The following is a 25679-nucleotide window of genomic DNA, read 5'->3' as shown; positions in this document are numbered from 1 at the left end:
AAGTTTGAACTTGTACTTTAGGTTATTTACATTTCTCAAAGGAGCAAGAGTACAACTGGCACTGAAAATTTCGTTGGGACTACTGATCATGGGTACCTATGTAGGACAAGCCTTTGCAACTGCAGCCACAATGAAGACATTATTTGCAGGAGGAAGTTTTCATGAAATTTCTCCTCTTATTATAATCATTGCAGTTTTGATTGTGATAAGAGCTGTTATTGTTAAGGTCGATGAAATCTATGGAAAAAAGATAGCCTACTTTATTAAGAATGAACTTCGAGAGCGACTCTTGATGCGGTTGATGGATTTAGGACCAGGTTACCAAGAAAACTATAGAAGTGGAAACCTACAATCGGTACTAATCGACGGTGTCGAATCTCTAGAACCTTTCTTGACAGGATATGTTCCCCAGCTGCTGGTATCTTTACTAGGATCTGGAGTTGTTGTTATTTATATTTGGACATTAGATCCTGTGGTGGGATGGATTACTGCAGCAGGACTTTTGATTGCGGTAGGATCACCGCAGCTAGGCAGTAACTTTTTTAAAAGAATTATTTTAGAATACTGGCAGTCCTATGCTAAATTAAATGCCCAATATATTGATGCTATGCAAGGAATGACTACCTTAAAGGTTTTCCAAGCCAGCAAACACAAAGGACAAGAGCTAGAAGAGGAAGCAAAAGGGGTGTATAACCGCTCTATGAAAAGCTTAGGGGTATCCCTATTGGATTCCGCTATTGTAAAGTGGGGTACTGCAGCAGGAGCCGCCTTTGCTACAGGAGTGGGAGCGCTAAGGGTAACCACCGGTGAGTTGCCTGTACAAAGCCTCTTTGTCATTCTTTTTTTAGTGGTAGAGTGTTTCCGTCCTTTAAATGACTTAAATCGATTATGGCATCAAAGTTTTTTAGGTTTTGCAGCTGCTAGAGGTATTTTTAACCTATTGGATGAACCACTGATTGTAGAGGAAAAAAGTCAGTCTTTACAGCAAGCTGTTGAAAGACCTTTACCAGAATTAACCTTTAAAGAAGTGACCTTTGCTTATTCTGGCGGCAAACGTCCAGCAGTAAAAAATATCTCCCTACATATAAAGGCGGGGGAAAAGGTGGCCTTCGTAGGAAAATCAGGTTCCGGAAAATCTACCTTGGTACAATTAATTATGAGATTCTTTGATCCCCAGTCTGGTAGTATTTTGATGAATGGGCTGGATATTCGTGAAAATTCCCTTGAGGATTTACGAAATCAAATTGCTGTTGTTTTTCAGGATACTTATCTTTTTTACGGTACTGTTTCAGAGAACCTAAGAGTGGCTAATCCTAATGCTACATTAGAAGAACTTGAAAAAGCCGCAAAACTTGCTGGTGCACATGAGTTTATTATGGAATTACCTCAGGGTTATGATACAGTCATTGGTGAAAGAGGTATGCGACTTTCAGGAGGACAAAAACAGAGACTTTCTATTGCCAGAGCCTTCTTAAAAGATGCCCCGCTATTGATTTTGGATGAGGCTACCTCCAATGTAGATGCCCTTAGTGAAGAAAAAATTCAGCATGCACTAGAGCATCTGATGAAAAATAAAACCACGATACTGATTGCCCACCGGCTATCAACTATCCAAAATGCAGATAGAATTTTTGTCATGGATGATCAAGAGTTGAAAGAAGAAGGAAATCATAGGGAATTACTTTTCGAAAAAGGGTTTTATGCCCAATTGATTGAGGCCCAGCATGAGTAAAGGGGGAAGAGGAATGGAAGAAAAAGAGAATAAAGTTTTTAAAAAGCTGAAATTAGATGGCTTTGATGAGCTGTTGAAATACTTGGCACCCTATTGGAGGGGGATGACTTTTTCTATTGTCAGTGGTATTCTTCATCATCTTCTAGGGATTTTGGGACCTGCCTTAGGTGCTTACTTAGTGGGAATAGCTGTGACTGGAGGAACGAGGTCAGAAATTCGTCCCTATTTACCTGTCCTAGGACTTTTAGTTTTGGGCAGGGTACTGATGTACTATTCAGATATGTGGTTTGCTCATGAGGTGGCTTTTCGAATTTTAGTAGATTTTCGTGTAAAGCTTTATCATGCCATCGAAAGAATTGCACCTGCTTATTTATTAAAGAAGCGTTCGGGGGAACTGGCAGCTACCTTGATGGCAGATGTGGAGGTGTTGGAGTGGTTTTTTGCCCATACCGCAGGGGCTTTTTTAGTGGCTGTTGCAGTGCCAGCCATCATTTTAGGGATACTTTTTCAAATCCACTGGATGTTATCTTTAGTCCTTTTGCCTTTTATCTTTCTTCTCTTCAGTATTCCTTTTTGGTTTAAGAAGGAGGCAGATCAGCAGGGGTCTGAAACACGAAGCCGGCTAGCAGCAGTTCATGGTGAGGCTATAGACGGGATACAGGGTTTGCGTGAAATCATTTCCTTTAACTTTAAAGCGGGCTATCGTAATCGTCTTAGAAAGTTTTCTGATGATCTCTACGAAAGTCAGTTATCCTACGGAAAAAGGATGGGGGTAGAGGGAGCTTATCTTAATGCCGTCAGTTCCTTAGGAATGGTTTGTATTTTAGGTGTTTCTGCAGTTTTAATTCTACAAGGGCAAATGGATCGTCAATGGTTTCCTGTGGTGATCATTATGGCAGCCAATATATTTAGTCCTATTTTAGAAGTAGCTTCTATGGGAAGAAACTTTAGCATTATACTGGCTGCAGGCCAAAGAGTAGGCAGTATACTAGAAGAAAAGGCAATTGTGGAGGATATAGGTAAAAAAGAAATTGATAAGACTGAGGAAGTGAAAGTTGCTTTCCATAACGTCTCTTTTTCCTATGAAAAGGATCTTCCTGAAGTTTTGAAAAAGGCTTCCTTCCAAGTCAGTCCCGGGGAAACCATCGCTTTGGTAGGAGAATCAGGGGTTGGAAAAACTACCTCTATTAATCTCCTACAGCGGTTTTGGGATGTTAATGAAGGGCAAATTACCATCAATGGTGTGGATGTACGAGATTTATCCATGGATGCCCTGCGTTCTTTAATCACTGTTGTACCTCAGGAAATTTATTTATTTAATATGTCCATCAGAGACAATATTCGCTTAAGCAATCCTACTGCTACTGACAAAGAGGTAGAGGAGGCTGCTAAAGCAGCGTATATTCATGATTTTATTATGAGCCTCCCAGAAGGCTACGATACCAATGCTGGGGAAAGAGGCTTGAAGATGTCAGGAGGGCAAAGACAGCGCTTGGCTATTGCCAGAGCCTTCTTAAAAAATTCTCCTATTCTTATTTTAGATGAAGCTCTATCCAGCTTAGATACGGAAAATGAACGACTGGTACAGCAATCCCTCAATAATCTAAGAAAAGGCAGAACTACTCTGATTGTAGCTCATCGCCTTTCCACCTTTAAAGAAGCGGATGGCTTAGTAGTACTCCAGGAGGGAAAAATCGTAGAAGTTGGAAATCATTCTTCCTTAGTGCAGAAAAAAGGATATTATTATCAATTGGTTACAGGACAGCTGTCCTCTATTGCTGTGTAGAAATATGATTAAAAATATAGTCATATGAATAACCCCATAATTCTATGAATCAAAAAACCCTTTGAAGATTTTATCTTTAAGAAGGGTTTTTTGATTTTTATAAATATGAAGAAAATGGTAAACTAGTATTAAAGTCATAGGCGTTAACTTAATACAATTATTATCAAAATTTTCTCGAATTGTCATCCTGAGCGTAGCGAAGGATCTTAGAGTGATGACAAATTATGGTTTAAGTTAAAGCTAATAATATTAAAGTAGAAATTTTATAGGTAAAGAATGAGAGGAGTAAAAAAATATGGCTCATAAGGATGTATATGGATTAATAAGGGTTGGCGTAGCTGTGCCAAAGCTTAAGGTGGGAAATCCATCCTTTAATGTAAAGGAAATTGAAACAATCGCCAAAACAGCTTCATTGAAACATCAAATAAAGGTTCTAGTGTTTCCTGAATTAAGCATTTCAGCATATACTTGTTCAGATCTATTCCATCAAAGGCTATTACTGGAAGCCTGTGAAGATACATTAAAAATCCTTTTAGATCACACCAAAACATTAGATATGGTGATAGCGGTGGGTATGCCGATTAGGGCAGATAGTCAATTGTTTAATTGTGGCGTTGTACTACATAAGGGTAAAATTTTAGGCGTAGTTCCTAAAACCTTTGTTCCTAATTACAATGAGTTTTATGAGAAAAGGTGGTTTGCTTCTTCAAAGGATAGAATCAGCAATTCTATTGATTTATGTGGTCAAAGGACAGCCTTTGGAGAAAACCTTTTATTTCAAGATACCCTTTCAGATTTATGTATTGCAGCAGAAATTTGTGAGGATTTATGGACACCTATACCCCCCAGCAGTAGACATGCTATGCAGGGGGCAAATTTAATCATAAACCTGTCTGCCAGTAATGAGATTGTAGGTAAATACGAATATAGAAGAGAATTAGTAAAACAACAATCTGCCAGATGCATTGCAAGCTATTTATACGCCTCTGCAGGACAAAATGAATCTACTACAGATGTTGTATTTAGTGGACATGGTATTATTGCAGAAAATGGTACGATAGTAGAAGAAGAAAGATTTGTTGATGAAGGCAGTCTTCTATTTTATGACATTGATATTGAAAAGCTTATGAATGATAGATACAAAAACAATAGTTTTATGGGGAAAATTCAAGAAGGAATTTCCTATGAAAAGATATTATTTTCCTTTACGGAGGTAAACGTAGATAAAATCAAGAGAGCAGTTGATCCTTATCCCTTTGTGCCTGCTGCTAAAGAAAAGAGAACAGAAAGGTGTAAGGAAATTTTCACGATACAATCTATCGGATTGGCAGAAAGATTATCAAAAACAGGAATTAAAAAAGCTGTTATTGGAATCTCAGGGGGGTTAGATTCTACTCTTGCACTGCTGGTCTGTATTGAAGCCTTTGATCGGTTAAAAATTATGAGAAAAAATATTATCGGTATAACCATGCCGGGATTTGGGACAACAGGAAGAACCTATCATAATGCATTGTTATTAATGAAGGCATTGGGAATTACAGTAAAAGAAATATCAATAAAGGAGGCTTGTATTCAACACTTCAAGGATATTGGACATGACATAGAGATTCACGACGTAACCTATGAAAATGTTCAGGCGAGAGAACGAACACAAATTCTTATGGACATGGCAAACAAAGAAAATGGCTTAGTTGTTGGGACAGGAGACTTATCAGAGTTAGCCTTAGGCTGGTGTACCTATAATGGGGATCATATGAGTATGTACGGTGTTAATGTCAGTATTCCTAAAACATTGGTACGTTATTTGGTACAGTGGTATGCTGATATGGAGGAAAATACATCTATCGCGGCAACATTGAGAGACATCTCTGACACCCCTGTAAGTCCTGAATTATTGCCCCCAGATCAGGAGGGGAAAATAGAACAAAAGACAGAAGAAATTATCGGCTGTTATGATCTGCATGATTTTTTTCTTTTCAATATGTTGCGTCATGGATTTTCCCCTTCAAAAATTTTCTTTTTGGCTGTGATAGCTTTTAAGGGAAAATGGAAGGAAGAAGAAATCTTACATTGGTTAAAAGTATTTTATAAAAGATTTTTCACCCAACAGTTTAAACGAAGCTGCTTGCCTGACGGACCTAAAGTAGGATCTATTTGTCTATCTCCTAGAGGAGATTGGAGAATGCCCAGTGATGCTTCCTATGAAATCTGGTTAAATGATTTGAATAGTATTAGTGGTTAAAACTCTTAATCACACATCTCTAAATGAGACTGACCTATAAGTATTCGTCTCATTTAGAGAAATAAAGTAATAAACTGTAGAGAAATTGGCGATTTTTCTAAAGGGATGTCTTCTGTCTTCAGCAAGAGAAGACCTTTTTCAACTACATAATTCATAGGTGGTTGTAAAACACCATTGATGAAAAGATTTTGATAAGAAATCTGCCGAGGGTCAAGGATGCCTTGGTTGCCATACATCCTTAGCTCATCTATATTTGTGTAGATTTTTTTTCCACTGCCAAAGGCTGTATATTGATAAGTTGCTACTTCCAAAAGTTGATGATGTATATCCTCAATGATGATAGATTCAAGAGTAATGGGTACGCCTTTGGGGGGAACATCTATTGTTATCAACAGCAAAAGTCCTTTTTTAACGATATAGTTAGTTTGGGGTTGTAATACACTATTAATAAAAAGATTAAAATAAGAGACTTCATTTGGGTCTAAGATACCTTCATCACCATACATTTTCAATTCATCATCATTCGTAAATACTCTTTTTATACCATCTGAAATAGTATTATATTGATAGGTTTTGGTACTGATAGGCTTCTTATTTTTACTGTTAAAGAAACCAGTGAATTCTGCTATAAGTACAACTGTAGCAGCAGAATTTAAAGTTCCAATATCCCAAAGAATTTTGTCTTTTTCTTGAGATACGTTACCTTGGCTAAGGCTGAGAACATTTATTTGGGTCAGATGATCTAGAAATAAAGTATCTATCATCATAACCTGACTCACCGGACCATATCCATCATTGCTTATACGAATCTCCATCCTCCAGGTGTTAAAGGCTGAGGTCGTAACCTCTAAAGGTCCTGCAGTAATATACTTTTCAATAGTTAAATTACCAAATATCAAAGGACACTGCTTTGTTTTATTAGTTCTTGCTGCTTTCCTATGAAAGTTTAATGCGCTTTGTCCTGGAAAAAAATCAGGAAAATTCCTGGATTGAAAAATATCACAAATTAGGTTTTTATTAAATTCTTGACAGCAGGGAGGTTGTGGAGAGAATTCAAAGGTAGGTAGGAGTAATTGAACTCTTCCTACTACTTTCATTACAATAGATGCACCTGCTGTAAAAGTTAATTGATTATTTAGTCTTGCAGCCTCTTTCAAAAGTTTCGTACTAGTCTCCACAAGAATATTAAAAGGAAACTCATTTCTTGCCTCTGGTATAAATAAGATGATATCTTCCGATAGATCTGGCAGATAACCTTTAATTCTATTTCCACTCTCAGTAATTATCTCAAAAGGAATTCTTATGAGAAACTGGAGACGTTTAAAACCTGGCCTATCTATCATATTTGTTACTACCAAGGTATCTTTTACAATAAAGCCTTGTTTAAATAAAATGTTTTTAAAATTACTGTTATCTATGCTTATAGTAATATCTTCGAAACAGTTTTGTTGCCGACATTGACCATAAACTTTATCAGCTAGGATATAGCTGCTTTTTAAATTATGAATAAAATCTAGAACTTTGATGGGTGGGCTAGAAACCATATGGGACATTGTACAAGTCGCTGAATTCCCATTGAAACCAGAGGCAACTCCTCGACTAAGAGAACGTATACCCCTAGCATTAAAAAAACCATTGACCTCAAAAACAGCTGTTAAGGTTTCACCGGGAGAAAGCTCTTCAACATTCCATAGAATAGTGTTGTGGGCTATGAGAATATCTCCTGAAGATACGAAAAGCGTATGAATATCATTAAATTCCTCCAATAGAATATAGTCTGTAACAAGAAGGTTTTCTAAAACATCCTTTGTTAAGTTGATCACTTTTAGAGCAAAACACCATTTTCTGGGTTTGCCTAAAAAAGCAACCAATGGTTCAGTTGTGATAAATTTTTGCAATAGAAGTTGGTCTTCTGGTAGCTTTTCATTTGGAGAAACAACAATTCTTATGTCTTTTGAAGGTCCAGTAAATATTTCACCAGATGCTATGATCCCTACCACCATGACACTATCTAAATTTCTGTAACCCTCTATAGTAAAGGCACCAATGATATCTACTACTAAAACAGCAGTTCTAAACCCTTCTAATACATCAATTTTCCAAAGGATTTTGTTATCTGCAATAGTAGCACTTCCTTGAGAGAGACTAACAATTTCAATGCTTTTAATACTTTCAATCAATAAAGTATCTGTTGCAAGGATATTCGATATGCTGGCATCACTAAGATTGACTATTTTTATTTCTACTCTCCACTTATTATTTTTTTTCATAACTACGTTTAGAGACCCTGAGGTGATAGCTTCTGTAATACTTAGGCCTTTGACGACTTGGATTGCTTTTCCAGAAGCAATAGAAGATTTGATGGTTCCCAGTGAAGTATCTCCAACTGCAAAGGCGCGATCGATAAAACGAACACCGTCAGCTTTAAAAAACCCCTCCAACTTAAAGGTCGCAATAGCAGACTCCCCTACATCTAATATGCCTACATTCCAAGTAATGATAGAATGATTTATCCCCACATTACCTTGAGACAAGGAAAGATTTGTAGTGTTTAAAGTAGTATCTAGAAGAGTCCTAGCTGTCACTACAATATTACTAATAGGCATGTTTACCGTATTGGTTACTATTAATGTAAATTCCCAAGCAGCGATGTGACCTGTAGGAATAAATGCAGGGCCAGAGGTAATAACTTTTTCTAGTTTTAAATAGAGTGCAGTAGACTGTACAGTTTCCTCAAGGATAATATCCACATCTGTTACTGGTCCATGGAAAATAGATCCAGAAGGCACACTACCTTCTGCTATGGCTGTATTTAGCTTAAGAATTTCTTTATCTATAAAGCTAACAAAAGTAATAATAATAGGAGATCCTTTTAGTGGAAGATCCTTGGTCTTTAAAAAAAGTAGTCCTTTTTCAATAATATAGTTGGTCTTTGGCTGTAATACTCCATTGATGAATAAGCTATAGTAAGAAACCTTATGGGGATCAAGAATCCCTTTATTACCATACTGTAGTAATTCATCTTGATTGGTGTACATTCTTTTTTTACCATCAGATAAAGCATTATATTGGTAAACCTTGGATTTAAGGGGGGTAGCTTTACACATAACCATCACTCCGAAAAAAATCTATATCATTGTTCCTGGCATTATTTTATGTATGTAGTAAAGGATATGTTCGTCAAAGGAAAAAAGACCAGATAAGCGTGGCTATTGATGAATAACCAAGTAAGATTGGGGGGGTATTTCTAGGTGCAAAATTGCTGATCTATCAATAAAAAGATGTGCTAAATTGCAGCACATCTTTTAGCTTGCTGCAAGAAGTTCACTGCTCTACTTAAGTTGTTACTGTAGTTGTAGAAGTAGAAGTTGGTGCAAAGTTGTTTACAACTAAAGTAATTGGGGCACCTACTGGGATAGTAGATGCTTGTGTGATGACAACTTCAGAACCGTCAGTACTAACTGTGAATAAACTAGATTGCTGTAAAGCACCATTGACAAATAGTAAATAGTAGCCGTTGTCATCTGCTAAAGTTACAAGGTTTGAGGTTACTGGGTCACCGGCATCATCAAAAAATGAGGTAGCTGGAATGGTTAAGGTGTCCACATCTAGATCAGCTTCATCAAAATTGTAGAAGTACTTTTCAACTTCAGGATTGGTATAGGTTTCTGTTTCTGTAACAGCATCCATAACAAGTTTAAATAATGTTGTAGCCATATATTTTCCTCCTTTCTTATTTTTATACTGTAGTATATTAGTCAAGTGTTAAATGTGATACTAGTAGTTAAGGAGACAAGTTTCTGTATGAAACCTCTCCTTTTTTAGAGTACAAGACGCTTGATTTAATAACTTGACCACTATTTAGCTAGAAGGAAGAAGTTCATTTTGAAATTATAGATACAATTCTTTGAAAACAAAATTTCGTAGATACAATTGCAAAATTGTGCTTTAAGTGTATTGCAAAAATTACAAAATTGGTGTAATCTTTATTAAAGATACTAATCAATAGGGGGACTTAAGTGAATGAAAAAACAATTGGCAGTTATTTTAATCATTGTGTTGGCTACTATGTTAATTGGATGCAGAGGCGAAAAGGAAGAGATTATAAGAATGGGTTTTGTACCTATGCGGGATGGAGATAAACTGATAGAATCTGTTGAACCATTGGCTGCAATGCTGTCAGAAGAAATAGGCATAAAGGTTGAAGCTTTTACCGCAACAAATTATGTTGGTGTAGTAGAAGGACTAGGATCAGGTCAGGTGGATTTTGGATTCATACCTCCGTTTGCCTATGTTTTGGCAAATAGCGAAAGTAACGCTCAGGTTGCTTTAACAGCGTTAAATAATAATGGAGAAAGCAGCTATCGTTCACAATTTTTAGTGAGAAGAGATGGTGAGATCAGTAGTTTTGAAGAAATTAAGAGTAAGAAGGTAGCTTTTGTAGATCCTTCATCCACATCAGGCTATTTATTTCCAGGAGCCCATCTTGTAGGAGAAGGTATCGACATAGAAAAGGACATTGAATATTTTTATAGCGGCGGACATGATAAAGCTTTACAGCTTCTTTTAAATGGTGATGTTGATGTGGCCACTACTTTTGTAGATGCAAGACAAAGATATGAAAAAGATTTTCCAGATGCTATGGAGAAAACAGAAGTACTAGGCTACACAAAGGATATACCTAACATAAGTGTTACCTTAAGAGGAAACATGGATGCTGCTATGCAAGAAAAGATCAAGAGGGCTTTATTAAACATAGCAGAAACTGAGGAAGGGGCGGAACTATTAAAAGAATTATTTAATATTCATGGATTTGCTGAAGCAAAGGATGAAGACTACGATATTATTAGAGAAACAGCAAGAGCAATGAATGTTGACTTAAAAGAGAGCAATTAGGAGTTGGAAAAATGATTAAGCTGGAAAATGTGTCTGTTTTATATAACAAAAAAATTTTGGCGGTAGATAATATCAGCCTAAATATTGGAAAAGGAGAGTTTGTAGGTATAATAGGTCTAAGCGGCAGCGGGAAATCCAGCTTGCTAAAAACCATCAACTTTCTTGTTAAACCCTCCAACGGAAATATATATATCGATGACACAGACATAGCCCCTTTGAGGGATAGAGAGCTGAGGCGTATAAGAAGAGAAATCGGCTTTATCTTTCAAGATTATAATCTAGTGGAGAGATCATCTGTGTTAGAAAATGTTTTAGTAGGAAGACTTGGTTACAAGTCTTCCTTAAAATCCTTCTTTGGGTTATTTGATGATGAAGATTATAAGGTGGCTATAGACGCATTGAAACAGGTTGGATTAGAGGAAAAAATATTTGTTAGGGCGGATCAATTAAGTGGGGGACAAAAGCAAAGAGTGGCTATTGCTAAGACCTTGTGTCAAAGACCTAAGATCGTTTTGGCAGATGAACCAGTGTCTAGTCTTGATTTGTCATCTGCCCAGACTGTAATGGATTACTTTAAGGTAATTAATGAAAAAAGGAAAATAACTATCATGATCAATCTGCATGATGTAAGCTTAGCGAAAAAATATTGTTCAAGAATTGTTGCTCTAAAAAGCGGCAAAATTTTTTTTGATAGAGAAGCAGGTGACCTCGATGATCAACAACTACAAAAGTTATATCAGTAAAAATCATAAAAAAAGTTATCTTATTTTAGCTGCTTTGTTGGCGAACCTGATTTTTTTAGGAATGATGATTGACTTTAGTTTTATCAGGATCTATCAAGGTATACCAAGTATGTATAATTTATTACAAAGAATGATGACTCCTAATTTATCTTATACACAGGAAGTTTTTTCTAAACTTTTAGAAACAATAGAAATTGCAATGATCTCCTCTTTAATAGGAGTTATATTAGCTATTCCCTTTGCATTATTAACTGCTAGGAATATAACCCCCAGTAAATATTTATCCATCCTATTAAATTTCTTTTTTTCTTTCTTGCGAACTGTGCCAAACCTTATTTGGGCAGCTCTTTTAGTAAGTATTTTTAGTATAGGACAGTTTTCAGGGATTTTAGCCCTTACAATAACAGCCCTATTGATCTCACTAAAACTTTTTAGAGAAAATATAGAAACCATCAATGAAAATCTTCTAAACGCAACAAGATCAGTAGGTGCAAATCAAATCCAAGTTCTTAGGTATTCCGTGTTGCCTACCATTTTAGAACTTTCAGTATCGGTTTTCTTTATGGTACTAGAGATCAATATAAGAAGTGCTACTGTGCTTGGTCTTGTGGGAGCAGGTGGTATAGGACAGATCATGTGGAGGGACTTAAATCATTTAAGATATGATAATTTGGCTACCCTAGTGTTAATACTATTTTTTACAATTATTTCAATTGATGGTTTAAGCTTTATAGTAAGAAAATCCATAAAAAAATCTTTCATAAACTTTCAATCTGTTAAATCACATAAAAGCTTTTGTAAAAAAAGAGTTTTTATTTTGGTATCGATGACGGTTGTAGCAGTGATTTTAGTAATAAGTTCTATAGATATTCATTATGAAAGGTTTAAAATGGGGTTAGAACAAGGAGGTGTAATCATCAGCAGAATGATGAAGGTGGAATTAGCCTATCTACCTAAACTGTTTGAAGGAATTGGCGAAAGCTTCTTTATTGCTATTTTTGCCACCATCACAGGGGCTATAGGAAGCATCTTTTTATCTTTTTTTACTGCATACAATACATCCCCTTCTAAATCTAGTTGTTGGATTTTTAAAGGTATTACAAATATTCTAAGGACATTTCCACCGATCATAACCGCCATTATACTTTTCCGTGGCGTTGGTCCTGGGCCTTTGGCAGGAGGTGTAGCTCTTAGTATTTATACTACAGGGGTTCTTACAAAGTTATATAGCGAAGTGATTGAAAATACTCATGAAAATATCAAAAACAGTATACTGGTTACTGGATGCAGCAACCTTGATAGCTTTAGACATGGGATTTTACCACAAACCCTTCCCACTTTCATAAGTCTAGTACTCTATAGACTAGAATCAAATATTAGGACCTCAACGATCTTAGGGATTATAGGGGCAGGCGGCGTAGGGACAATTTTAACGATGAATATAACTTGGAGAAACTGGGAGAGAGTTGGGCTGCTTATTTTAGGAATTTCTATGATGATTATATCTATAGATACCTTGAGCTATTATCTCAGGAAAAAAATTTCGTAATGAAACTGAGAAGTCCAGTTTGATTCACTAACAGATCCTGCTATAAAAGGAATTAGCAATAAGATAGAAAGTTTTATAATTCCCCAGCAATAGTTAAATAAAACCAGCATCTTGGCGTGCTGGTTTTCTTATATTAGTAAATAGAGCTTTAAAAAAAATTTCTTATACACTATAATTAAGCCAAAACCTGACAGGAGAAAGAGATTATCATATCGAATATAACTTTAAGAATAAAGAAACTCCACTGATACAATTTCTCCAATGACTAGAAAGCTGTAGGTTATATCATGACTTTGAGTTTGTGACATCATTCCATCAGGAGGTGAGGTTATTGTGTGGTCTTAAAAAACATATACAAACATATATTTTGATTGTTTTATTTTTTGCTTATGTTGTTTCTCTATTATTTAATAGTAATTTATGGGGAAACATTTTATCTCCCACTGTAGCTTTTGTGGCAGCTGCTATCATATGGCTAGAGTCAAAAAAAGTTAACACTTATCAATGGAGCTGGAGAGTATTGTTTTTAGTTGCTTTAAGCTGGGGAATCACAGATTTTGCTTGGTTGTTCACTGAGCATATCCTTTTAATAGATCCCCACACAATTTCCATATTTATACATTTGTATTTGGTATCTAACATAATGATTGCTATTTTTTGTGGACTATATTTTTATTATAATATTAAGAAGTGGAATACAGTACAATTGCTTTTGGATGTAATTGCTATCGGTACAATTATTATTGTTTCTATATGGATGATTATGTTTTCTAAAATGGAGATTAATTCTTTGTTTAATGAAGGCTTCATAGCTACTTTTTTATATTTATTTTTTGATTTTATATCCATAAGCATTATTCTCATAGTATATACTTCTTCTCACGTGAAAAATGTTAGCAGAGCCATGCATTTAATAATAGCAAGCATTATTATTTTTGTCCTGTGTGATCTTTACTTTATTTATCTGAACTTTGCAGATAAGTATGTTGCAAACACATTAATTGATGGTTTTTACATGCTTACTATAGTATTTATAGCTTTTGCTGCTATGGAGGAGGCAGAGAATCCCAGTAAGATTGTTAAAGTGTGCAAGTTAGAGCTCCCAGAAAACTATGGTAGACCTAAGGTTGTGAAGTGGCTATTTTCTTTACCCTTTATTCTATATATTTTGGGGATAATGAGCCGTATCACTTTTATCCACATTGTAGGGGTAATAATAGCCTATTGGTTAATTAGAGGATATGTGCAAACGGCTATAAAAAACGAGCATCTCTTAAAAACAGAAAAACAGCTTAATGATATACTAGACCAGACGGTCCAAGAGCGTACAAAGGAGCTTATCAAAGTAAATGAAACTTTGAACAATTTATCTAAAACCGATGCTTTAACTGGACTCTACAATCGTAGATATTTTATCGAATATGTTGATTCTCTAATAGATTCTCCATTGGAAAAATCTTTTGCTATTTTTTATATGGATTTGGATAGGTTTAAAGCTGTTAATGATGCTCATGGTCATGAAATGGGGGATAACATTTTAAGAAAAATTGCTGCCAGACTGGAAATTTGGTGTCCACCTGATGCAACTCTCTTCAGGGTCGGAGGAGATGAGTTTGCTATGATCGTTGAGGGAGATACCTCAGAAAAACTTCTTAACTGGTATGCTAAAGAAATCGTAAAACTATGTGAAAAAACAATATTAATTCCACCTTATAGTTTTCAATTGGGGGTGAGTGTTGGTATATCCAGATTTCCAACAGATGCTGATGAAAGAAATTTACTGATAAAATACGCTGATATTGCCATGTATCAATGCAAGAAAAATTATCTCGGTAAACGCTTTGCTTTTTTTGATAGTTGGCTTAGTAAGGAAATTCAACGAAAACATGAGATTGAACTTTTGCTTCGTCATGCTGATTTTAAGGAAGAATTTAAACTCTACTATCAACCGCAATACAGGTCTTCTGATAATACTCTAGTAGGTATGGAAGCCCTAATTCGATGGAATAGCCCTAGTAAGGGGTTTATATTTCCAGGGGAATTTATTCCCATAGCAGAAGAGACTTCTATGATTATAAGAGTAGGGGAATGGGTTCTTGATGAAGCTTTAAGACAGATCAAAAACTGGAATGAAAAATATAGTCAAGATCTTAAAATCGGTATTAATATATCTCCTAAGCAAATTGATCAGGAGGATTTTATTAATTGGTTAAAACAAAAGATCCGTAAAAGTGGTGTTAAGCCTGAATGGATTGACTTAGAGATAACTGAAAATAGTGCCATGAGCTCAGAGACGTCTATGGAGGAATTATTTACATCTCTCGCAGAAATTGATATCAATATATCCATAGATGATTTCGGTACTGGATATTCATCACTAAGCTATATAAAGAGATTTGATATAGATAGACTTAAGATAGCAAAGGAACTCATAGACAATATAGCCAGTGATAAGAATACCTTGCTGATTGTCAAGGCAATCATAATGATGGCCAATGGATTAGGGCTTAAAACCATAGCTGAAGGGGTGGAGGAGGAAGAACAATTAAAAATACTAAAAGAGCTTAGCTGTGATGAGATTCAAGGATATATCTATGGGCACCCTGTGCCAGCAGATGTATTTGAAAGAGAATATCTAGTGAAAAGTGTGATTCTTGAAGGTTAAAGAAGTGCAGCAAGCGACGAATATAAGTATGACGAAAACAACATTTGGTTAGAACGGAGTTGGACTTTATTGAAAAGAAATAATCAGTTAACAGAGGGGAGTATTTCACAAGCTTTGATAAAATTAGCTTTACCTATTATGGGAACGTCTTTTGTGCAAATGGCCTATAATATGACAGATATGATTTGGATTGGCAGGGTAGGCAGCAGTGCTGTGGCAGCTGTAGGTACTGCTGGTTTCTTTACTTGGTTGGCCTTTGCTTTTATTCTTATTCCCAAAATAGGGGCAGAGGTAGGGGTAGCACAATCAACTGGAAGAAAAGATATTAAAGAAGCGAAACGATATATTCGACATACTCTTCAGTTGGTAGTTTTTTTAGCCCTTTTGTATGGCAGTGGGCTTATATTATTTAGAAAATCCCTCATTGATTTTTTTAATCTAGGCAATCCTCAAATACATGAGATGGCTACATCGTATTTAGTTATTGTATCTTTTGGAATGGTTTTTTACTTTATCAATCCAGTATTTACGGGGATTCTAAATGGCTATGGCAACAGTAGAACACCATTTATGCTGAACGTGGTTGGTTTGTTGACCAACATGTTTTTAGATCCTATGCTGATATTAGGAATAGGTCCCTTTCCGGCTTTAGGGGTGAAGGGTGCTGCTATAGCAACGGTGATAGCACAGTTTATAGTAACCTGCTGTTTTGTATATAATATTATAAAAGTTAAAGGAGAATTATTTGATAAAATAAATCTCCTTGAAAGACCAGATCTAGAGCATATGAAAAGCATTGTGAGACTAGGGATACCAGCGGCTTTACAAAGTGGTTTATTTACTATTTTTGCCATGGTACTTGCTAGGATCATTGCCCAATGGGGGCCAGTACCTATTGCAGTTCAAAAAATCGGCTCTCAAATAGAGGCAATTTCTTGGATGACAGCAAGTGGATTTTCAACAGCTATTAGTGCCTTTGTAGGCCAAAACTATGGAGCTGGAAAGTGGCAGCGAATTCAAAAGGGATATTATGTGTCCTTACAAATTGTTGGTGTAATTGGTTTGATTGCAACATCATTATTGATTTTTGCTGCTAGACCTATTTTCACTATTTTTCTTCCAGAGGCAGATGCTATAGCCTATGGTGTGGTTTATTTAAGGATTCTAGGTTTGTCTCAGCTTTTTATGTGTATAGAAATTGCTACAGCTGGTGCCTTCAATGGATTAGGAAAAACAGTACCTCCTTCGATCATTGGAATTTCCTTCAACGCTTTAAGAATACCTTTAGCATTAATACTTTCCTCAGGCAGTCTCTTAGGTTTGAATGGTGTATGGTGGAGTATTAGTATGACCAGCGTACTGAAGGGGGTCTTACTGACAACTTGGTTTATAGCTTTGCTACGAAAAGAATCCTATAAATCATTGGATAAGGATGTACAGCTTACCTAAGATAGGACTTAATGCTTTTCCTCTCTAAACATATAAAAGGTACTATGGAAAAGCCATAGTACCTTTTGTAATGTATAAGAAATCTAAGATTTTTTTTTGACCTCTTCATTATTGCGATATTTTTGTTTAATGAACTCAATATAGTCTTCAATTTGTTTAATGGCTTCGTCGGGCAAATCCTTGTCCTCCAAACCATAACGAGCTTTTGTTTCAGTAATACAATCCTTGGCAGAATATAAATGAGGTATGTCAGAGTGTCCAAGAAGATAGTCTGTAGATACATCAAAAAATTCCGCTATTTTTTTTAGGGTATCATAATCTGGTTCTTTTCTCTCTGTTTCATATCCAGCGACAGTAGAGCGAGTTTTATTGAGTTGATTTGCTAGGTCTTCTTGTGTTATTTTTTTTTCTTTTCTAAGTTGCTTTAATCTATGAGAAAAATTCATAAAAGCACCCCCCTACTTGATATATTTTACTTTATAATGTCTTTGAAATAAATAACTTAGGAATTCCTGTCCCAAAAAGCAAATAAAATATCAAAAAAATATCGACAATGTTTCTTATTGGGACTATAATTTAACTAATATTGGTTTTGAAAAGTCTCAAGAACATGGAGGGAAAGAGAAAATGGATAAGATAAGTAGATTAAAGGAATCTTTAAATGATTTATTGAAGGAAAAAAGCAACGCCACAAAAGAGGAAATTATCAGGCTAAGCAGAGAATTGGATGAACATATTGTAGAGGAACAAAAAAATCGTCTAAGACTACTAATATCCGACGGAAGTGATTTGGACAAAAGAGCTAGATAAGAGGAAAATAAAGGTGTTTTATTGGGTATAATGCTAAAGTATGGTAATATAAAAGTAAGCAAAGAAACAAAATACATAAAGCAGTAAACTAAATGTAGGTGATGGAACAAGCAGACAAAGTATCGATTGTTATGTGGCATACAGAGGAACAGTGGCCAAGTAGACTGAATCTAAACCTATAAAAAGATGAAATATAGTAGTCATAAGGAGGATGTTCAATGCGATTACCAGAATTAGCAAAGGAACTACAAGTTGATTTAGAAGAAGGTGTTTTGAATTTTATTATTTATCAGGTGGGAAGACAGTGGAAGTATGAAAAGTATGATAGCTGTAGTGAGAATGTAAACGAAGAGGAAGAGAAAAAGTATTTAAATATCAGAAATAAAGTAGATGATCAAGCGGTGATCATCAATGGAAAAAGGGATTTTAGTTCCTATGATTTAAAGGATATACAACAGCAAATTAAAAAGTTGCATGGATAAAGGGAGCATTTGCTCCCTTTATCTAATAGACCTTTGTAACGTTATAACCTAAGGTTTTGAATTTTGCTATGATTTCCTCGATATGTTTGTGGCCATTGGTTTCAACCGTTACTTGAAGCTGTACATCCATCAGACGATCAAAGGTTTGAAACTGATTGTGGTCTAGCTTTACGACATTTGCATTTAAGTCTGTCAGGATACTGGAAACCCTTAATAGCTCTCCAGGCACATCAGGTAGGTTTACTGAAAAACAGAAGATCCGACCCCTTGAAACAAGTCCACGATTAATCATAGAGGAGATAGATACCACATCGATGTTACCTCCACTTACTACACACACTACTTTTTTATTTTTTTCTTCGATTTTTTTCAGTCCTGCTAGAGATAACACCCCAGCATTTTCTCCAGTAAGTTTATGTTTCTCTAAAAGCAGTAAAAAGGCCTCCATGATTTCAAAGTCAGAAACTGTAACAATTTCATCTACATAATCTCTTATAATGGAAAAAGTAAGTTCTCCTGGCTTTTTTACTGCTGCACCATCAGCAATGGTACAGACGGTATCAAGATAGGTGATTTTATTGGTTTCAACAGAGATTTTCATAGCATTAGCACCCTCAGGTTCTACGCCAATGATTTTGATATCCGGTTTCATCATTTTTGCCGCCAAGGCGATACCACTGGCAATACCTCCACCGCCTATAGGTACCAATAAACAATCTACATCCTGCAACTCCTCTATAATTTCTAAGCTGATGGTTCCCTGACCTTCAATGACATCTAAATCATCAAAGGGATGGATAAAGATAGCTCCTGACTTTTTTTGTAATCTAAGGGCTTCTTTATAAGCTTCGTCATAACAATTACCAAAAAGTCTTACATCTGCCCCATAACTTTTTGTTGCTTCTACCTTGATCAATGGGGTTGTTTTCGGCATAACGATGGTGGCATTTACTCCAAGCATTTCAGCCGCATAGGCAACACCTTGAGCGTGATTTCCTGCTGAAGAGGCAATAAGGCCTTTTTTTCTTTCCTCTAAGGATAATTTAGCGATTTTATTATAAGCGCCACGTATTTTAAAAGAACCAGTGGTTTGTAGGTTTTCTGGTTTGATGTAAACTTGGTTTCCTGATTCCTTACTAAAAATAGAACTATGGATTAATTCTGTTTTTTGTAAAATATCCTTTAGACGGTCTCTAGACTTTTCAAAAGATAAATCATCTAAATAAAGCTCACGATTCACAGATGTTTGCATAGCTAAAGTTGACATGGGTAATATCCTCCTTTGGGTCTTATCTATTTAAATAGTATAAATATATAGCAATTCACGGTCATTAACGTAATCATTAGCGTTAACTTAAACCATAATTTATGGAAAAATCAAAAAATCCGTCCTTAAAAGAAATTTCTTTTAAGGACGGATATCATCCGCGGTACCACCTTAATTGTATCTACGTATAAAAATAGATACCTCTTCTTCAGTTCCAACAAACCTAAGCCTTTAACGGGGCTAATCGATATCCTCTACTAACTTACAAGAAGTTTTCAAAGATATAACTCAAGAGTGATCTATATCTATGGACAGTATCGGCTTTCAGCAAGCACCGACTCTCTAAGACTGTTTAACATAAATATATGTCTCTATCTTCGTTTTCATCAATTATAAGAATTTATTAATTAATAGAATAATATGATTTTATCTTATTGTCAATAGAAAATTTAAAAAATTTCTAAAACACAAATTTTTATTGTCAATTATGGGATAAAGGATTACAATAAAATTATACTTAAAACGTATAAAAGTACAAAAGTATTGTTACTTACTAAAACAGGAGGAAGAAAATGACAACCCAAAGTGAAATCAAATACAACAGACTTATGGAAAAAGCAGAAGAACTATTTATGAAGCTAGGATATAAAGCGGTTTCTATGGACGAGATTGCCGAAGCTGCAGGCATCAGTAAAATGACGATTTATAAGCACTTTTCTTCAAAAGAAGCTCTTTTCGTGGAGGTGGTGCTAAACATGATGCAAAAGGGTGTAGTCTTGATAGAAGAAAAGATAAAAAAAATATCAGGAACCTTAGAGAAGATAGATTTTTTAATGGGATATAATATGGAAGCCTCTAAGAATTATTCATTGGCCTTCTATAAGGATGTAATGTCAATTCCTTATGTCACAGAAAAGCTGCTGGCAGAAAAGTACCGAATCAGTAGAATCATATTTGAAAGAATTATCCAAGAGGGTGTAGAAAAGGGGGAGATTAGAGAGGTCAATGTGTCTTTTATAGTAGATATGCTGATTATGATGATAGAAACCTTTGGAGAAAAATATTTTAATAAAATCAATACGAAGGAGGAGATAGAAGGAATCACATCAGCTTTTTATGACTTTCTAAAGTACGGACTTTTAGGGGGGAAGTAATTATGGAAAATGGTGTTTTAATGAAGGTAGAAAATATAAGTAAGCTTTATCAAATGGGTGAGGTAACGGTGGCGGCTACAAAAGAAGTATCTCTTGAACTATACGAGGGAGAATTTGTTGTTATATTAGGTGCCAGTGGTTCCGGTAAAAGTACCCTCTTAAATATTCTAGGGGGGATGGATGTACCCACTGAGGGTAAGGTTTTTATGGGGGGAGAAGAAATCACCAAATATAATGATAAAAAGTTAACTGCTTATCGTAGAGAAAAAATAGGTTTTGTTTTTCAATTTTATAATCTCATGGCGAATTTAACTGCTAGGGAAAATGTAGAATTAGCTACAGAAATTTGTAAAAATGCCCTAAATGTCGATGAGGTACTGGAGGCGGTAGGTTTAGGGGATCGAAGAGGACACTTTCCAGCCCAAATGAGTGGTGGTGAACAACAACGAGTGGCTATAGCCAGAGCAGTAGCCAAAAATCCTGCTTTATTACTATGTGATGAGCCGACAGGTGCCCTTGACTTCCAAACAGGAATAAAAATTTTAACCCTATTGAGAGAGATTAATCAAAAGTATAATAAGACAATCGTTATTATTACCCATAATGTACCTATTGGAGAAATGGCAGACCGTGTTATTAGAATGCGGAGTGGAGAAATCATAGAAACAAAAATAAATGAGAATCCAATCCATCCTGAAGGGATTGAGTGGTGATGAAAAAGCTAGATGTAAGGCTATTTAGATTAATCAAAAATTCTAAGGGACAATTTATTTCCACTGCACTTATGATCATTTTAGCACTAACGATTTATGTTTCCTTTAGTATGGTGGCAGATAACTTATATAATACAATCTATCATTATTATGATATCACAAACTTTGGGGATGTTTTTATAGAAGTAGTAAGGGTACCAAAATCTGCAATAGATCAGCTCCATACGATAGAAGGGGTAGAGATGGCACAAGGGAGGATCAGCAGTGATGTGCCTTTAAGAGTGGAGAATCCAGAAGAAAAAGTAAGGGTAAGGATTGTTTCACTTCCACAGGAATCCCAGCCTATTAACGGTTTATATACCATAGAGGGAAGGGATTTACAAGGAGAGTCTAAGGCTGCTGTGATGCTGCAACAATTTTCTGATGCTAGAGGAATTATGCTTGAAGATAGAATCGTACCTTATATTGCAGGAAGAGAGTATCCACTGGATGTAGTAGGGATTGTAGGAAGCCCCGAATACATTTACCTGATGGAAAATGAGCAGACATTAATGCCGGCAGCAGAAAAATTTGGGGTGATTTATGTAACAGAGGATTTTGCCCAATCAGTTTTAGGTTATCAAGGAAGCTATAATGAGGTAATGATTAAAATAGATCAGCAGTATATTCACCGTATAGATAGTATCGTTGATGAAATAGAGGATCAACTAGATCGTTATGGGGTGAGGCGTACCATCAAAAGAGAGGATCAGCTAAGTCATCGTATGATGATGGAGGAGGTAGATCAGTTAGAAACCATGGCTACTGCTATTACGCTATTATTTTTAATTGTAGCAGCTGTAATCATCAATATTATCCTCTCAAGAACTGTAAAAAATGATAGGATGTCTATTGGGGTAATGAAGGCTTTGGGTTATAGCAACTTTAGTATATTGGGACACTATACCAAATTTTCTTTACTCATGGGTTTAGTAGGTTCTGTTATTGGAATACTCCTAAGTCTGCCCCTTTCTCAAGCCTTTACCAACTTATATATCATGTATATGAACATTCCCATGTTTCAAATGGAGGTTTATTATATTTATTTTTTCTATGGTATTCTTTTGACCAGTGGCTTTTGTGTAGTGTCTGGATTGATGGGAGCCAGAAGTGTTTTAAAAATTTTACCAGCGGATTCAATGCGGCCGGAAGCTCCTAAAACAGGGGGCAGAATTTGGTTAGAAAAAGTAAAATTTATTTGGAACAATATCTCCTTTAGTTGGAAAATGGTGATAAGAAACATATTAAGAAATAAAAGGAGAGCAGCTTTTTTGGTGGTGGGGATTGCTTTAACTTATGCGATCACCATGGTACCAATTTTTATGTCCTCTGTATGGACAAATATCTTTACATTGCAATATGGAAAATTTCAAACAATGGATTACAACATCGATTTTGCACACCCCATGAGCAGCCATGTATTGAGGGAGCTATCTCAAGTTATTGAAATAGACCACATAGAACCTAAAACAGAGATTCCTTTTGAATTAAGAAATGGCTGGAGAAAAAAGGCTGTCAGCATCGTGGGTCTTCCGAGAGATACAAGGTTTTATCATTTTGAAAGTCCAGGAGGATATCCAGTAGTCTTACCTAGCAATGGTATAATTCTAGCAGAGAGGTTAGCTGAGGCTTTAGATGTTACCGTAGGAGATGAAATATTCATTAAAAATTTTATGCCTGATCAAGAAGATAAGTTTGTTGAAGTAAAGGGAATTGTTGAACAATACTTAGGCACCAATGCCTATATGGATATTGAAGCAGTCAACAACTTGTTGGGGGAAAAAGGTGTGGTAACGGGAGCATTATTAGATTCAAAGGATGAAGTAGTGTTGAAGCTACAGAATGTAAAAAATATTCGACAGGTACAGTCAGTAGAGGATATGAAAAACAGTTTTCTAGAATTTATGGATATGATCATTTATTCTGTGGGGGTACTGATGTTATTTGGAGGAATTTTGGGATTTGCTATCGTCTACAATATAACCATTATCAGCATTAATGAAAGACTTATGGAGTTTTCTTCCCTAAGAGTGATGGGATTTGATAAAAAAGAAATTTACAAAATGATCAGTAGGGAAAATACCTTGATGACCTTTATAGGTATCCTTGTAGGTATACCTGTGGGCTATGGTATGTGCGCTGGCATTGTCTCTGCTCTCTCAACAGACTTATTTAGTATTCCTTTAATTATCAATCCAAGCAGTTATTTTTTTACAGCTATGGCGACTATTGTTTTTGTTGTCATTGCACAGCTAGCTACGATGCGAAAAATTTATCGTTTAAATTTCATGGAGGCTTTAAAAAATAGAATTTCTTAGCCTATATCTTGCATAAGGGATGTGAATAAAATGAAAAAGAAAATCATAGGAATCATAGGTATTTTAGTGGTGGTAGCTGCATTTGGACTTTTTATGATCAATAGAAATAAAGCAATAGAAGTGACAGTAGCATTAGTAGAAAGAGGAGAAATAAAGGAATATGTGGAAGAATTAGCAACTTTAACGATGGAAAATCAAGAAAGTGTTTATGCCCCTACGGCTGGTAGAGTGATATCAGTACATGTAAAGGTAGGGGATCAAGTAGAAAAAGGAGATGTATTAGTAAAAATAGACCCTCAACAGCTTTCAGAGCAAAAAAAGTTGTTGGAAGCACAAAAAACCGCAGTTATGGCTCAACTTAATGAGGCTGTAAAGCCCATCAATGAAAAAGAGGTAGAAAGATTAGAACTTCTATTGACAGCACAGGAAAGAAATGTAGGAGAGGCTCAAAGGAAGTTGGATAACAGTAAAAGACTTTATGAAGCAGGTGCCATCAGCAGTGAGGAACATCAAAGTGCTGTACTGCTTTTAGATACAGAAGTAAACAGCCTTGAGAGAATAAAGTTGGATTTAGAGCTCATAAAAGAGCCTATATCTCCTAATATAGCACCTCAATATGAAGCACAGTTGCGGCAGCTTGACCTTCAAATACAGGAACTTACAAGACAGGCAAAAGATTTTGTTGTTTATGCTCCCATGAGGGGAACTGTCATGATGAGGCAAGTGGATGTGGGAAGTTATCTTCAGCCAGGAATTCAGATCATAGAGCTAGGGGATAAAGGTAAGCTATATTTAGAAAGTGATATATTGGTAGGAGATATGGGAAAAATAGAAATAGGAGCACCTGTGGAGATATTCAATAAAGACTTAGGCATAGAAGGGATAAAGGGAAGTGTAAAAAAAATCCATCCTCAAGCCTTTAGTAAAATATCTGATCTAGGGATTGAACAAAAAAGGGTGAAAATAGAGATCACGGTGGAGGACAGCATAGAGAACCTCAGACCCGGTTACGATTTGGATATAAGAGTCATTACTGATAGTAAAGAAAACGTCCTGCTGATACCGGAAAATGCCATATTCCAAATGGATAGAAAATATTATGTTTTTGTCAATGAAAACAACACAGCGGTTTTAAGAGAGATTCAAAAGGGGATGGAGAGCCAAAGGCTTGTAGAAGTGATTAGGGGATTGCAAGAGGGAGAAGAAGTGGTTATTTCTCCAGATGAAAAGTTAAAAGAGGGGATAGCTATTGAAGTATTGGAATTTTAGATAAAAGAATATCTCTTGGATCACTTATAGAAACACCTGTACTAAGATTTTTCCTTGGCACAGGTGTTTCTAATTTTTTGAGGGAGATATAGTCACTGCTCTTTAAAAAACTGTTGCACTCCTTTTTTAACTGTTATATTATGTATATAACAGTTAAAAAAGGAGTGTACTAATGTTATTAAAAATTGACTTTGAATCCGAAGTTCCTATATATCAACAAATAAAAAATCAAATCATCAAAGGAATTGCTACAGGAGAGTTGACTAGTGGAGAGAGTTTACCCTCTGTTAGGCAGCTGGCAGCTGATATAGGTATAAACTTTCATACAGTAAACAAAGTATATACACAATTAAAACAGGAGGGATGGGTAATTATCCATCGGAAAAGTGGTGTGATAGTACAGCCACAGCTTAAGGGAGAATTGACTGAAGAATACTTAGAGAGTCTAGAGGAAAACCTTGAAATGATAGCTGCTGAAGCTTATCTGAGAGGGATTTCTAGAGAAACCTTTGTTGAGATCATTAATAAAAAGTTTGATAACTTTATGAGAAAAGGAGAAAAATAG

Annotated in this window: 19 protein-coding genes and 1 other annotated feature; of the genes, 15 read left to right on the top strand and 4 right to left on the bottom strand. The window is 35.7% G+C overall.

From position 1 onward, the window contains the following. Nucleotides 1-4 precede the first annotated feature (4 nt). From CACET_RS14005 to CACET_RS13995, 3 genes are all read left to right on the top strand, one after another. Entirely contained in the window at nt 5-1732 is a 1728-nt protein-coding gene (locus tag CACET_RS14005; RefSeq protein ID WP_044824866.1) for an ABC transporter ATP-binding protein/permease, read from the top strand. A 13-nt stretch (nt 1733-1745) separates the two neighbouring features. Next, nucleotides 1746-3518, top strand: a complete 1773-nt coding sequence (locus tag CACET_RS14000; protein ID WP_044824865.1) for an ABC transporter ATP-binding protein — start codon at nt 1746-1748, stop codon at nt 3516-3518. A gap of 295 nt (nt 3519-3813) precedes the next feature. Continuing rightward, nucleotides 3814-5760: an NAD(+) synthase gene (locus tag CACET_RS13995; protein WP_044824864.1), complete on the top strand. Its 1947-nt coding sequence runs from the start codon at nt 3814-3816 to the stop codon at nt 5758-5760. A 53-nt stretch (nt 5761-5813) separates the two neighbouring features. Here the strand turns inward: CACET_RS13995 and CACET_RS20835 are convergent, their stop codons facing one another. Beyond that, nucleotides 5814-8867, bottom strand: a complete 3054-nt coding sequence (locus CACET_RS20835) for a DUF4183 domain-containing protein (RefSeq protein WP_052661424.1) — start codon at nt 8865-8867, stop codon at nt 5814-5816. Between the two features lie 229 nt (nt 8868-9096). Then, a complete protein-coding gene (locus CACET_RS13985; RefSeq protein WP_044824862.1) occupies nt 9097-9477 on the bottom strand; it encodes a DUF4183 domain-containing protein in 381 nt (126 codons plus the stop codon). Nucleotides 9478-9783: 306 nt separating this feature from the next. Here CACET_RS13985 and CACET_RS13980 point away from each other — a divergent pair, with 306 nt between their 5' ends. The 5 genes from CACET_RS13980 to CACET_RS13960 all read left to right on the top strand — a co-directional run bounded on the left by CACET_RS13980 (nt 9784) and on the right by CACET_RS13960 (nt 17062). Further along, on the top strand, nt 9784-10656 hold the full coding sequence (locus CACET_RS13980; RefSeq protein ID WP_044824861.1) for a phosphate/phosphite/phosphonate ABC transporter substrate-binding protein: 873 nt from the start codon (nt 9784-9786) through the stop codon (nt 10654-10656). An 11-nt stretch (nt 10657-10667) separates the two neighbouring features. Next, a complete protein-coding gene (phnC, locus tag CACET_RS13975; protein ID WP_044824860.1) occupies nt 10668-11399 on the top strand; it encodes a phosphonate ABC transporter ATP-binding protein in 732 nt (243 codons plus the stop codon). After that, on the top strand, nt 11368-12948 hold the full coding sequence (gene phnE, locus CACET_RS13970) for a phosphonate ABC transporter, permease protein PhnE (protein WP_044824859.1): 1581 nt from the start codon (nt 11368-11370) through the stop codon (nt 12946-12948). Before phnC ends, phnE begins: the two co-directional genes overlap by 32 nt. A 331-nt stretch (nt 12949-13279) precedes the next feature. Next, nucleotides 13280-15613, top strand: coding sequence for a putative bifunctional diguanylate cyclase/phosphodiesterase (locus tag CACET_RS13965; protein WP_044824858.1), 2334 nt, complete (start codon nt 13280-13282; stop codon nt 15611-15613). 69 nt (nt 15614-15682) lie between these two features. Further along, on the top strand, nt 15683-17062 hold the full coding sequence (locus tag CACET_RS13960; RefSeq protein WP_044824857.1) for an MATE family efflux transporter: 1380 nt from the start codon (nt 15683-15685) through the stop codon (nt 17060-17062). Nucleotides 17063-17145: 83 nt separating this feature from the next. Here CACET_RS13960 and CACET_RS13955 read toward each other — a convergent pair whose 3' ends face one another. After that, on the bottom strand, nt 17146-17508 hold the full coding sequence (locus CACET_RS13955) for a helix-turn-helix transcriptional regulator (RefSeq protein ID WP_044824856.1): 363 nt from the start codon (nt 17506-17508) through the stop codon (nt 17146-17148). Nucleotides 17509-17689: 181 nt separating this feature from the next. Between CACET_RS13955 and CACET_RS13950 the strand changes: the two genes are divergently transcribed. Together CACET_RS13950 and CACET_RS13945 are read left to right on the top strand one after the other, a co-directional pair. Then, entirely contained in the window at nt 17690-17872 is a 183-nt protein-coding gene (locus tag CACET_RS13950) for a Spo0E family sporulation regulatory protein-aspartic acid phosphatase (protein ID WP_044824855.1), read from the top strand. A 218-nt stretch (nt 17873-18090) separates the two neighbouring features. Then, entirely contained in the window at nt 18091-18354 is a 264-nt protein-coding gene (locus tag CACET_RS13945; RefSeq protein WP_044824854.1) for a hypothetical protein, read from the top strand. A gap of 22 nt (nt 18355-18376) precedes the next feature. Here the strand turns inward: CACET_RS13945 and ilvA are convergent, their stop codons facing one another. After that, nucleotides 18377-19621 carry a threonine ammonia-lyase gene (gene ilvA, locus CACET_RS13940; protein WP_044824853.1) on the bottom strand — a complete coding sequence of 415 codons (1245 nt, stop codon included), beginning with the start codon at nt 19619-19621 and terminating at the stop codon, nt 18377-18379. A 140-nt stretch (nt 19622-19761) separates the two neighbouring features. Further along, nucleotides 19762-20008 (bottom strand) — a binding site (T-box leader). A 185-nt stretch (nt 20009-20193) separates the two neighbouring features. Here ilvA and CACET_RS13935 point away from each other — a divergent pair. The 5 genes from CACET_RS13935 to CACET_RS13915 all read left to right on the top strand — a co-directional run bounded on the left by CACET_RS13935 (nt 20194) and on the right by CACET_RS13915 (nt 25679). Then, nucleotides 20194-20775 (top strand): TetR/AcrR family transcriptional regulator, encoded by a 582-nt coding sequence (locus CACET_RS13935; RefSeq protein ID WP_044824852.1) that lies wholly within the window; start codon nt 20194-20196, stop codon nt 20773-20775. Nucleotides 20776-20777: 2 nt separating this feature from the next. After that, a complete protein-coding gene (locus CACET_RS13930; RefSeq protein ID WP_044824851.1) occupies nt 20778-21488 on the top strand; it encodes an ABC transporter ATP-binding protein in 711 nt (236 codons plus the stop codon). Further along, a complete protein-coding gene (locus CACET_RS13925) occupies nt 21488-23845 on the top strand; it encodes an ABC transporter permease (protein ID WP_044824850.1) in 2358 nt (785 codons plus the stop codon). The genes CACET_RS13930 and CACET_RS13925 overlap by 1 nt, the downstream gene beginning before the upstream one ends. A 30-nt stretch (nt 23846-23875) precedes the next feature. Then, nucleotides 23876-25114, top strand: coding sequence for an efflux RND transporter periplasmic adaptor subunit (locus tag CACET_RS13920; RefSeq protein WP_044824849.1), 1239 nt, complete (start codon nt 23876-23878; stop codon nt 25112-25114). A gap of 172 nt (nt 25115-25286) precedes the next feature. Then, nucleotides 25287-25679, top strand: coding sequence for a GntR family transcriptional regulator (locus CACET_RS13915; protein ID WP_044824848.1), 393 nt, complete (start codon nt 25287-25289; stop codon nt 25677-25679).

Origin of the sequence: Clostridium aceticum (genome assembly GCF_001042715.1) — a bacterium.
Lineage (GTDB): Bacteria > Bacillota > Clostridia > Peptostreptococcales > Natronincolaceae > Andreesenella > Andreesenella acetica.
The sequence above is the reverse complement of the archived record's forward strand: the minus strand, read 5'-3'. Positions and strand labels throughout refer to the sequence as shown.